The sequence below is a fragment of the Streptomyces sp. GbtcB6 genome, from assembly GCF_019091475.1.
GTDB lineage: Bacteria > Actinomycetota > Actinomycetes > Streptomycetales > Streptomycetaceae > Streptomyces > Streptomyces hyaluromycini.
Genome location: NZ_JAGXJL010000061.1, coordinates 12,402 through 23,431 on the forward strand (window position 1 = coordinate 12,402; position 11,030 = coordinate 23,431).

Annotated in this window: 8 protein-coding genes; 4 read left to right on the forward strand and 4 right to left on the reverse strand. The window is 69.4% G+C overall.

The genetic code is table 11. From position 1 onward, the window contains the following. Window positions 1–5 precede the first annotated feature (5 nt). Both KVT45_RS47265 and KVT45_RS47270 read left to right on the forward strand, forming a co-directional pair. Window positions 6–1,265: a glycosyl hydrolase family 18 protein gene (locus KVT45_RS47265; RefSeq protein WP_254648394.1), complete on the forward strand. Its 1,260-nt coding sequence runs from the start codon at window positions 6–8 to the stop codon at window positions 1,263–1,265. Next, on the forward strand, window positions 1,262–2,251 hold the full coding sequence (locus tag KVT45_RS47270; RefSeq protein ID WP_217557234.1) for a phosphotransferase family protein: 990 nt from the start codon (window positions 1,262–1,264) through the stop codon (window positions 2,249–2,251). Before KVT45_RS47265 ends, KVT45_RS47270 begins: the two co-directional genes overlap by 4 nt. On the opposite strand, the gene KVT45_RS47275 is transcribed toward KVT45_RS47270, so the two are convergent. The 4 genes from KVT45_RS47275 to KVT45_RS47290 are packed head-to-tail and all read right to left on the reverse strand — an operon-like array spanning window position 2,226 to window position 6,105. Continuing rightward, window positions 2,226–3,002 (reverse strand): succinate dehydrogenase/fumarate reductase iron-sulfur subunit, encoded by a 777-nt coding sequence (locus tag KVT45_RS47275; protein WP_217557259.1) that lies wholly within the window; start codon window positions 3,000–3,002, stop codon window positions 2,226–2,228. The two genes, KVT45_RS47270 and KVT45_RS47275, sit on opposite strands and share 26 nt — an antisense overlap. Then, the gene (locus KVT45_RS47280; protein WP_217557275.1) at window positions 2,999–4,930 is read right to left on the reverse strand and encodes a fumarate reductase/succinate dehydrogenase flavoprotein subunit; all 1,932 of its coding nucleotides are present in this window, start codon (window positions 4,928–4,930) and stop codon (window positions 2,999–3,001) included. Before KVT45_RS47280 ends, KVT45_RS47275 begins: the two co-directional genes overlap by 4 nt. Window positions 4,931–4,944: 14 nt before the next feature. Next, on the reverse strand, window positions 4,945–5,766 hold the full coding sequence (locus KVT45_RS47285; protein ID WP_217557291.1) for a hypothetical protein: 822 nt from the start codon (window positions 5,764–5,766) through the stop codon (window positions 4,945–4,947). A 48-nt stretch (window positions 5,767–5,814) separates the two neighbouring features. Then, window positions 5,815–6,105 carry a hypothetical protein gene (locus KVT45_RS47290; protein ID WP_217557302.1) on the reverse strand — a complete coding sequence of 97 codons (291 nt, stop codon included), beginning with the start codon at window positions 6,103–6,105 and terminating at the stop codon, window positions 5,815–5,817. 344 nt (window positions 6,106–6,449) lie between these two features. Here KVT45_RS47290 and KVT45_RS47295 point away from each other — a divergent pair, with 344 nt between their 5' ends. Together KVT45_RS47295 and typA are read left to right on the forward strand one after the other, a co-directional pair. Then, window positions 6,450–8,654: an ABC transporter family substrate-binding protein gene (locus tag KVT45_RS47295; protein ID WP_217557307.1), complete on the forward strand. Its 2,205-nt coding sequence runs from the start codon at window positions 6,450–6,452 to the stop codon at window positions 8,652–8,654. Window positions 8,655–8,924: 270 nt separating this feature from the next. After that, window positions 8,925–10,832: a translational GTPase TypA gene (typA, locus tag KVT45_RS47300; protein ID WP_217557317.1), complete on the forward strand. Its 1,908-nt coding sequence runs from the start codon at window positions 8,925–8,927 to the stop codon at window positions 10,830–10,832. The last annotated feature ends 198 nt before the right edge of the window (window positions 10,833–11,030 follow it).

The window sequence follows — 11,030 nt, forward strand, 5'->3', positions numbered from 1 at the left end:
AGAACATGAAACGGAGCCCGAACCCGGAGAGAGACCCCACAACCACCGACAAACCGAACTCCACCCAGCCGCCACCCGCACCCGCCGACGGCCGGAACTCCGAGCAGCCGTCACCCGCACCCGCCGACGGACCGGTCTCCGGACAGGCGTCACCCACACCCGCCGACGGACCGGCCCCCCTGTCGGTCTCAGCCACAGCCGCCGATGCGCCCGCACCCCCACTGGGGCCACCCGCACCCGACGGCGAGAGCCGCACGGGCTGGGCGGGTGGGAAAGCGAAAGTCGGCAGATGGACGCTGCGCGTCGTCGTCGTGCTGCTGGTCCCCCTCCTCATCGCCGAGACCGCCCTCCGCATCAACTACACCGGCGACCCGAAGGCCGGTACGTACAGCAGGAGCCGGGACTCCCTCTGGCTCGGTCACGCCTGGGTCGACGGTCGTAAGACCGACGCCGACGTCACCGCCCTCGCCGCCCGGCTCGCGGACACCGGCATACGCGACCTCTACGTCCATGCCGGACCACTTGAGCACAACGGCACGCTGCCCAAATCGGCCTATCCCAAGGCTCGTTGGCTGATAACAGCCGTGCATCGAAAACTCCCCGGCGTCCGGGTGCAGGCCTGGCTCGGGGACGAGGTCGCGCCCGAGAAGCCGTATGCCATGCATCTGGAGAAGGAGGAGACGCGGGATGCTGTCGTGGAGTCCGCCCGGCAGGTCGTCGGTGCCGGGTTCGACGGGGTCCACTTCGACCTGGAGCCCCTGCACTCCGGCGACCGGAACTACCTCGCCCTCCTCGACGCCCTGCGCCCCGCAACCCCGCTGCTCTCCGTCGCCGCACACCAGATCGATCCGCTCCCGGCCTTTCACTCCTTCTGGGGTACTGTCACCGGTCATCCCAAATGGTGGTCACAGGAGTATTTCGGGCAAGTCGCTCGTCGGGTGGATCAGATCGCGGTGATGTCGTACGACACCATGCAGCCCCTGCAGAGCCTGTACGGCGGCTACGTCGCGCAGCAGACGAGCCTTGCGCTGGAGGTCACGCCCAGGTCGACCGAGCTTCTCATGGGGCTGCCCTTCTACCACGAGAACCGGTTCGGGCACTGGGCGCACGCCGAGACCGTGCCGGCGGCCGTGCGCGGGGTTCGGCTGGGACTGTCACGGACGGACGCGGATCGCGCTAACTTCGGCGTCGCCCTGTACGTCGACTTCGCCGCCACCGAGGATGACTGGACCTCTTATCGGAAGGACTGGGTTCGTACGCCATGACAACCGCTCGTGCCCACCTCACCCGTGACGACCTCGCGTCGCTCTCCCGCGAGGCCCTCGGCCGTGCCCCCGCCGCGGTCACCCGGCTGCGCGGAGGGAGCAAGAAAGGCGTCTACCGGCTCGCCCTCGACAACGGCCGCAGCGCGATCGCGTATGTCTGGTCCCCGGAGGAGGACTACTGGGGGCCCGCCGACGTCGACATCCGAGACCCCTTCGCGCACGCCTCGGGTCTCGGCCTCTTCCTGTCCGCCCACGACCTGCTGACCGAACTCGGCGTGCGCACCCCGCGCCTGCTGTTCGCCGACGAGGACGCCGAACACCTGCCCGCCTACGCCGCGGTCGTCGAGGACGTCCGCGGCGGCAGCCTGGAGGTGCTGCTGCGCAGCGACCCGGGCGCCGCACGGGTGCCGCTGGCCCGGCTGGCGGGAACGCTCGGCGTGCTCCGCGAGTGCGTCTCCGCCGGGTACGGCAAGGCCGCCCTGGTGGAGGAGGGCGGGAAACCGCGCGGCAGCTCCTGCGAACAGGTCGTCGCGGACCGCGCGATGCGCGACATCGCGGAGGTGGCCGAGCGGGACCCCCGGGTGCGCGAGGTACGGCAGGCGCTGGCCGAGTGGGTGCACGAGCTCTACGACGCGGTCGAACCGCGCGAGCACGCCTCCCTCGTGCACGGCGAACTCGGTCCGGACCACGTCCTGGTGACCGAGGAGGGCGACCCCGCGCTCATCGACATCGAAGGCCTGATGTACTTCGACGCCGAATGGGAGCACGTCTTCCTCGACCTCCGCTTCGGGCCCGCCTACGACGTGCTGCGCACCGCCGACCTCGACGAGGACCGCACGGCGTTGTACCGGCTGGCGATGCACCTCAACCTCGTCGCCGGGCCGCTGCGGCTGCTGGACGGCGACTTCCCGGAGCGGGAACAGATGCAGGACATCGCCGAGTCCAACCTGCGGCAGGTGCTCAGCCTCCTGCGGGGCGCCTCCTGATCTTCGAGCCGAGCCATACGAGGGGGTCGTACTTGCGGTCGACCGCCCGCTCCTTCAAGGGGATCAGGGCGTTGTCCGTGATGTGGATGCCCTCCGGGCAGACCTCCGTGCAGCACTTGGTGATGTTGCAGTAGCCGAGACCGTGTTCGTCCTGGGCCGTGCGCTTGCGGTCCAGGCCGGACGTCTCCGCCGCGTCCAGTGGGTGCATGTCCAGTTCGGCGACCCGCATGAGGAAACGGGGGCCGGCGAAGGCCGTCTTGTTCTCCTCGTGGTCGCGGACGACATGGCAGGTGTCCTGGCACAGGAAGCACTCGATGCACTTGCGGAACTCCTGCGAGCGGTCCACGTCCTCCTGGTACATCCGGTACTCGCCGGGGCCGAGGTCGGCAGGCGGTACGAACGACGGGACCTCCCTGGCCTTCTGGTAGTTGAAGCCGACGTCCGTGACCAGGTCCCGGATCACCGGGAAGGCGCGCAGCGGGGTGACCGTGATGGTCTCGTCCTGTTCGAAGACGGACATGCGGGTCATGCACAGCAGGCGCGGGCGGCCGTTGATCTCCGCCGAGCACGAACCGCACTTGCCCGCCTTGCAGTTCCAGCGGACGGCCAGGTCGGCGGCCTGGGTGGCCTGGATGCGGTGGATGATGTCCAGGACCACCTCGCCGTCGTTCACCTCGACCTTGAAGTCCTCCAGGCCGCCGCCCTCGACGTCGCCCCGCCACACCCGGAAGTGGGCCGTGTAGCCGCTCATTCGTACAGCTCCTCTTCGGCGAGGTACTTGACCAGCTCCTCCTTCTCGAAGAGGGCGAGCAGGTCGGCTCGGATGGGGTCGGTGCTCTCACGGGTGAGGGTGATCTGGCCGCGCTCCGGGTCGGTGGCGGCCAACCCGCCGGTGGGGTCGGCCAGTCGGCAGAGCAGGTTGACGGGGCGCCACCGGCGGTCCATGACCGGATGGTCCTCGCGGGTGTGGCCGCCGCGCGACTCGGTGCGCTCCAGCGCGGCGCGGGCCACGCACTCGCTGACCAGCAGCATGTTCCGCAGGTCCAGGGCGAGGTGCCAGCCCGGGTTGAACTGCCGGTGCCCCTCCACCCCGGCCCGGCGCGCCCGTACCCGCAGCTCGGCGAGGTTCTCCAGGGCCTGCTCCATCTCGCCCTCCCGGCGGATGATGCCGACCAGGTCGTTCATGGACTGCTGGAGCGCCTGGTGGAGGGTGTACGGGTTCTCCGGCGGGCCGGAGTCCGGTTCCTGGCCCTCGGCGGAGAAGGGCCGCAGCGCCTCGGCCGCCGCCGCGTCGATCTGCTCGTCGTCCACCGCCGGCCGCTCGTCGAGGTCCGCCGCGTGGTCGGCCGCGTGCCAGCCCGCCCGGCGCCCGAACACCAGCAGGTCGGAGAGCGAGTTGCCGCCGAGCCGGTTGGAGCCGTGCATCCCGCCGGCCACCTCACCGGCCGCGAACAGCCCTGGCACCCCGCGGGCGGCGGCGGTGTCGGAGTCCACCGCGACCCCGCCCATCACGTAGTGGCAGGTCGGCCCGACCTCCATCGCCTCCGCCGTGATGTCGACGTCCGCCAGCTCCTTGAACTGGTGGTACATGGACGGCAGCCGGCGCCGGATCACCTCGGCCGGCATCCGCGTCGACACGTCCAGGAAGACCCCGCCGTGCGGGGAGCCGCGGCCCGCCTTCACCTCGGAGTTGATCGCGCGGGCGACCTCGTCGCGGGGGAGCAGCTCCGGGGGACGCCGGTTGTGGTCCGGGTCCTCGTACCAGCGGTCGCCCTCCTCCTCGGACTCGGCGTACTTCTCCTTGAAGACGTCCGGGATGTAGTCGAACATGAACCGCTTGCCCTCGGAGTTGCGCAGCACCCCTCCGTCGCCGCGCACCGACTCCGTGACCAGGATCCCCTTCACCGACGGCGGCCAGACCATACCGGTCGGGTGGAACTGCACGAACTCCATGTTCAGCAGCGGCGCCCCGGCCAGCAGGGCCAGCGCGTGCCCGTCGCCGGTGTACTCCCACGAGTTCGACGTCACCTTGAACGACTTGCCGATGCCCCCGGTCGCGATGACGACGGCGGGCGCTTCGAGGACGAAGAAACGGCCCGTCTCCCGCTCGTACGCGAAGACCCCGGAGACGCGTGTGCCGTCTTTGAGGATCCGGGTGACCGTGCACTCCTGGAAGACCTTGAGCCGGGACTCGTAGTCGCCGGTCTCCTTCTTGTCCTCCTGCTGGAGCGAGACGATCTTCTGCTGCAGGGTGCGGATCAGTTCGAGACCCGTGCGGTCGCCGACATGCGCCAGGCGCGGGTACTCGTGGCCGCCGAAGTTGCGCTGGGAGATCTTGCCGTCCTTCGTGCGGTCGAAGAGGGCGCCCCAGGTCTCCAGCTCCCAGACCCGGTCCGGGGCCTCTTTGGCGTGCAGTTCGGCCATCCGCCACTGGTTGAGGAACTTGCCGCCGCGCAGGGTGTCGCGGAAGTGGACCTGCCAGCTGTCGTGCTCGTTGACGTTGGCCATGGCCGCCGCGATGCCGCCCTCGGCCATCACCGTGTGCGCCTTGCCGAACAGCGACTTGCAGATCACCGCCGTACGGGCGCCCCGCTCGCGCGCCTCGATCGCGGCGCGCAGTCCGGCCCCGCCGGCGCCGACGACCACGACGTCCCACTGCTGCCGCTCCACCGCTGACATCAGAAGCCCCTGTCTCAAAAGAATCGCGGATCGTCGAAGACACCGGACGCGAGCAGATAGACGTAGAAGTCGGCGAGCGCCACGCTCACCAACGACGCCCAGGCAAGCTGCATGTGCCGGTCGTTGAGCCGGCCGACGAACTGCCACGCCTTGTAGCGCACGGGGTGTTTGGAGAAGTGCTTGAGCTTGCCGCCGACGATGTGCCGGCAGGAGTGGCAGGACAGCGTGTACGCCCAGATCAGCACGATGTTGACCAGGAAGACGAGGGTGCCGAGGCCCATGTGGCCCCAGTTCTCGTGCGTGTCCCGGAACGACAGGACCGTGTCGTAGGTCAGCACGCAGGCGACCAGCAGGGCGAAGTAGAAGAAGTACCGGTGGACGTTCTGCAGGATCAGCGGGAAGCGGGTCTCACCGGTGTACTTCGCGTGCGGCTCGGCCACCGCGCAGGCCGGCGGGGACGCCCAGAAGCTGCGGTAGTACGCCTTGCGGTAGTAGTAGCAGGTCAGGCGGAAGCCCAGCGGGAAGATCAGGATGATGATCGCCGGGGAGATCGCCCACCAGCTGCCGAAGAGGTCGGCGTTCGGGCCGGACGGCATGGTCTTGCAGTTCTCGGCCAGACACGGCGAGTAGAACGGCGAGACGTACGGCGCCGAGTAGTAGTGCGCGTTCGAGAAGGCCCGCCACGTCGAGTAGACGACGAACGCGAACAGACCGGCCGCGGTGACGGCGGGTGCCAGCCACCAGCGGTCGGTCCGCAGGTGCGGGGCGGAGATCGCGGCGCGCGTACGGGTGCGTACGCCGCCGCTGTTCTGATGTGGTTCCGTACCAGTGGCCAACGGATGACTCCGGTCGGGTCGGGGGTCGGGTCCCTGCGGGCGGCGCTCCTACGGGGCGTGCCGGTCGCGGGCGCCGAGACCCTCGTCGTCCGTGTCCGTCCACAGGTTGATGTCGTACGGATCGTCGGAGATGGTGACGAGCTCGGGGCGTTTGCTCGGGGCGCCGGAGTTGGCCGCCTCCCGGAGCAGTGCCACGCTCTCGCGCAGGTGATCGGCGTCGGATCGGACGCGGCGCATCTCCAGTCCGCCGCTCCCGAGCTGCTGCTCCAGGCGGCCGACGGACCGGTTCAGGTCTTCTAGGCAACGCTGGACTGACGTCAGGTCGTCGTGCACGGACATGACGTGACCTCACTTCCGCGGACTTCGTGGTCCAAGGCGGCAACGTTCATGCGCCTGCGAGTGTTGCGCGTCACACCTACTGATGTGAAGCCATGTGCAGCGATTGGCGGATTGCGTGCCTCCGTCGCACGCCCGCACGCGCTCTGTGTGCGCCGGGGAAGAGCACGGCATTGCGCCGCACGGGTGGCCTTTGGCAGCCCCCGCCGCCGTGTCGTCCCCGGCCGACGGACCCCGTCCATTTCAGTGGGGTCCGTACTTCTGACGTACATGTGATCAACTCCAAAATACCCCCAAATGTGAACAGACCGCACCCTTGTCACGGGGCCTCCCGGAGGTAAGCAGAGATGTCTCACCACGGCGTCAGCCGTAGCGCCCCTTCAGGGGCGCGGGGAACTGCGCGACCAGCCACGACGGCGCCGCAGCCGAACGACGGCGGTACACCCCGGCGCTACCAGCGAAGCCTCGCCTTCCTCGCCGCAGGCGCGCTCGCGGTGCCCCTCCTCGCCGGCTGCGGTTCCGACGACGAGGGGAGCAAGCCGCTGGCCGGGCAGGACATCGTGCCGGTCGCCCGTGACGCGGTCGCCGAGGGCGGCATCCTGAAGATCGCCGTGGACGCCGTACCGGAGACCCTCAACACCTTCCAGGCCGACGCCGACGCGGGCACCACCCGGGTCGCCCAGGCCGTCCTGCCGTCGATGTTCACCATCGACGCCACCGGGAAGCCGGTCCGCAACCCCGACTACCTGGAGTCGGCGAAGGTCATCGAGACCGAGCCCCGTCAGGTCGTCCTGTACAAGCTCGACCAGCAGGCCGTCTGGAGCGACGGCCGGGAGATCGGCGCCGCCGACTTCGCCGCCCAGTGGCGCGCCCTGTCCGGCAAGGACTCCGCCTACTGGACCGCCCGCAACGCCGGCTACGACCGCATCGCCCAGATCGAGCGCGGCGCCAACGACCTGGAGGTCCGGGTCACCTTCGACCGGCCGTACGCCGACTGGAAGTCGCTGTTCTCGCCGCTGTACCCGAAGGACGTCATGGGCACCCCGGACGCCTTCAACGACGGCGCCCGCCGCAAGCTCACCGTCACCGCGGGCCCCTTCCGGGTCGACAAGGTCGACACCGCCAAGAAGGACGTCGTCCTCACCCGCAGCCCGCGCTGGTGGGGCCGCCCCGCCAAGCTCGACGAGATCGACCTGCACGCCGTGGACCGCGAGAAGCGGGCGTCAGCGCTCGCCGCCGGCACGGTCGACGTCGCCGACATCGACGCCTCCGAGGCCGAGCGGATCAGCATCGCCGGCCGCGAGAAGGGCACCGGCCTGCCGTTGCAGGGCGCCGGGAAGACCTCCGCGAAGAAGCTGCGGTCCTGGGCGCTGACCCTCGGCATGGCCGAGGAGAAGCTCCCCGAGGGGCCGAAGAAGCTCCGCAGGAGCATCGCCAAGTGGCTGGAGCAGCAGCACGAGCTGCGCGACTTCGAGGTCCGCAAGTCGCTGGAGCCCGCCTTCACCCAGCTCGCCCTCAACGGCTCCGAGGGCCCGCTCGCCGACGAGCGGGTGCGCCGGGCCGTCGCCCGCGCCCTCGACCGCAAGGCGCTCGCCAAGCTGGTGCTCACCCCGCTGGGGCTGCCCGCGGTGCCGGTCGGCAGCCATGTCGCCCTGTCCGGGCAGGCCGCCTACACCGACGGCAGCGGGGCCGTCGGCGACCTGGACACCCACGAGGCGCAGGCGCTGCTCGCCGACGCGGGCTGGGTGGCCGGCGGGCCGGTCAAGACCGGCGGCAAGGCGGCCGGCGCGGAGGACCAGAAGAAGGGCGACAAGGGCGACCAGTCGGACGGCGGGCACGACGGGCAGTACATCGTCGGGGAGGACGACAAGGCCCACGACAAGGACACCCGCGACCACCAGAAGGACCACGCCCACGGGGCGCCGGGGGCGTACGCGCCGAAGGGCACGGCGGCACCCAGGGGCGCGGGCGCGCCGGCCGGGCCGCTGGCCAAGGACGGCAAGGCGCTCTCGCTGCGGTTCGTGCTGCCGTCGGGGCCGGGCTCGGAGACGCTGCAGACGGTCGCCGACCAGATCTCGAAGATGCTGGACAAGGTGGGGATCGTGACCGAGATCCACAAGGTCTCGGACGACAGCTACTTCAAGGACCACGTCGCGTCCGGGCAGTACGACCTCGCGCTGTACTCGTGGCCGTCGTCGGCGTTCCCGGCGACGGACGCCCGGCCGATCTACGCGAAGCCGGTGGTGGCGGCCGACGGGTCGCTGAACGTCGAGCAGAACTACACGCGGGTGGGCACCGACCAGGTGGACCAGCTCTTCGACCAGGCGCTGGGCACGCTGGACGAGGACGAGGCGGACGGGCTGCTGCGCAAGGCGGACTCCAGGATCTGGGCGGCGGCGGGGTCGCTGCCGCTGTACCAGCGGCCACAGATCGTGGGCGCCCGGAAGGAGCTGGTGAACGTGGGCGCCTTCGGCTTCCAGACGCCGGTCTACCAGGACATGGGCTTCCTGAAGAAGGGCGCGAAGGTGTCGCCGAGCCCCAGCAAGGGGTAGGGCGGTTCGGGTGCTTTGTCGGGTGCGGGTGCGTGAGGGCTGGTCGCGCCCACGCGGCGGAGCCGCAAATTGATACCGCCCGCGCCCCTGGTTTCTCGCCTGATCGCTTGCTGATAAGTGCCCTGAGCTGCATATATGTATCCCCGGGAGCCGCCGGTCGAATGGCCCCGTACCATGGGGTGAGGCCGTGGCGTGTTCAGCCCGGCAGGGTCCGCGTAACACCGATGTACGCGCAGGCCCCTTCCTCACACTCCGGGAGTACGCCGCATCATGGCCACGCGCCACGACATCCGCAACGTCGCCATCGTCGCCCACGTCGACCACGGCAAGACGACCCTCGTCGACGCCATGCTGAAGCAGGCCGGTGCCTTCGCAGCGCACGCCGCCGAGTCGCTCGACGACCGAATGATGGACTCGAACGATCTGGAGCGTGAGAAGGGCATCACGATCCTGGCCAAGAACACGGCCGTGAAGTACCACCCCAAGGATGGCGGCGACGTCATCACCATCAACATCATCGACACCCCGGGCCACGCCGACTTCGGTGGCGAGGTCGAGCGCGGTCTGTCGATGGTGGACGCGGTGGTCCTGCTGGTCGACGCCTCCGAGGGCCCGCTGCCGCAGACCCGCTTCGTGCTGCGCAAGGCGCTCCAGCAGCGGCTGCCGGTCATCCTGTGCATCAACAAGACCGACCGTCCGGACTCCAGGATCGACGAGGTCGTCAACGAGACCTACGACCTCTTCCTGGACCTGGACGCGGACGAGGAGCAGATCGAGTTCCCGATCGTCTACGCGTGTGCGCGGGACGGCGTGGCCTCGCTGACCAAGCCCGAGGACGGCACTGTCCCGCAGGACAGCGACAGCCTGGAGCCGTTCTTCTCCACCATCCTGTCGCACGTCCCGGCCCCGCAGTACGACGAGGAGGCCCCGCTCCAGGCACACGTCACCAACCTGGACGCCGACAACTTCCTCGGCCGTATCGCGCTGCTCCGCGTCGAGCAGGGCGAGCTGCGCAAGGGCCAGACCGTCACGTGGATCAAGCGTGACGGCACGATGTCCAACGTGCGCATCACCGAGCTGCTGATGACCGAGGCGCTCACCCGCAAGCCCGCCGAGATGGCCGGCCCGGGCGACATCTGTGCCGTCGCCGGTATCTCGGACATCATGATCGGCGAGACTCTCGCCGACCCCGAGAACCCGATCCCGCTGCCGCTGATCACGGTCGACGAGCCGGCGATCTCGATGACCATCGGTACCAACACCTCGCCGCTGGTCGGCCGTGGCGGTACCGGCAAGGGCGCCGACAACAAGGCGGCCGTCAAGGACCGCAAGGTCACCGCCCGCCAGGTCAAGGACCGCCTCGACCGCGAGCTGGTCGGTAACGTCTCCCTCCGGGTGCTCGACACCGAGCGTCCGGACGCCTGGGAGGTCCAGGGTCGTGGTGAGCTGGCGCTCGCCATCCTGGTCGAGCAGATGCGCCGCGAGGGCTTCGAGCTGACCATCGGCAAGCCGCAGGTCGTCACGAAGGAAGTCGACGGCAAGACGTACGAGCCGGTCGAGCGCATGACGATCGACGTGCCCGAGGAGCACATGGGCGCCGTCACGCAGCTCATGGGCGTCCGCAAGGGCCGGATGGACAACATGTCCAACCACGGCTCGGGCTGGGTCCGCATGGAGTTCGTGGTGCCGTCCCGCGGTCTCATCGGCTTCCGGACCGAGTTCCTGACGCAGACGCGCGGCACGGGTATCGGGCACTCCATCCACGAGGGTCACGAGCCCTGGTTCGGCGCCCTCCAGACCCGTAACAACGGCTCGCTGGTCGCCGACCGCGCCGGCGCCGTCACCGCGTTCGCGATGACGAACCTCCAGGAGCGCGGTGTGCTCTTCACCGACCCCGGCACCGAGGTGTACGAGGGCATGATCGTCGGCGAGAACTCCCGCTCCGACGACATGGACGTCAACATCACCAAGGAGAAGAAGCTCACGAACATGCGGTCTTCGTCGGCCGACTCGTTCGAGGCGATCGTCCCGCCGCGCAAGCTCTCCCTGGAGCAGTCGCTGGAGTTCTGCCGTGACGACGAGTGCGTCGAGGTGACCCCGGAGGCCGTTCGCATCCGCAAGGTGAACCTGGACGCCCGCGAGCGGGCCCGCGCCGCCAGCCGCGCCAAGCACGGCTGATCGCAGGACACCTGAGCCCGGGTGCCCCCATCATGGGGGTGCCCGGGTTTTTTGCAACCCTTTTTCGGGCGGGCGGAAGTCGGCCATCCTCGACCTGGTGTCCGAAATGCGGAGATCCTCGCCCGATACCCATGTAACAAGTCCGTTTCGCGGCCTTCTCCCGTCGAACGCTTTGTCCATTTTTCGGAAGAACTACGT

Excerpts from the sequence above, each read along its gene's own strand:
- KVT45_RS47280 (WP_217557275.1), bottom strand. The coding sequence starts at position 4,930 with ATGTCAGCGGTGGAGCGGCAGCAGTGGGACGTCGTGGTCGTCGGCGCC.
- typA (WP_217557317.1), top strand. The coding sequence starts at position 8,925 with ATGGCCACGCGCCACGACATCCGCAACGTCGCCATCGTCGCCCACGTC.
- KVT45_RS47265 (WP_254648394.1), top strand. The coding sequence starts at position 6 with ATGAAACGGAGCCCGAACCCGGAGAGAGACCCCACAACCACCGACAAA.
- KVT45_RS47270 (WP_217557234.1), top strand. The coding sequence starts at position 1,262 with ATGACAACCGCTCGTGCCCACCTCACCCGTGACGACCTCGCGTCGCTC.
- KVT45_RS47290 (WP_217557302.1), bottom strand. The coding sequence starts at position 6,105 with ATGTCCGTGCACGACGACCTGACGTCAGTCCAGCGTTGCCTAGAAGAC.
- KVT45_RS47295 (WP_217557307.1), top strand. The coding sequence starts at position 6,450 with ATGTCTCACCACGGCGTCAGCCGTAGCGCCCCTTCAGGGGCGCGGGGA.
- KVT45_RS47275 (WP_217557259.1), bottom strand. The coding sequence starts at position 3,002 with ATGAGCGGCTACACGGCCCACTTCCGGGTGTGGCGGGGCGACGTCGAG.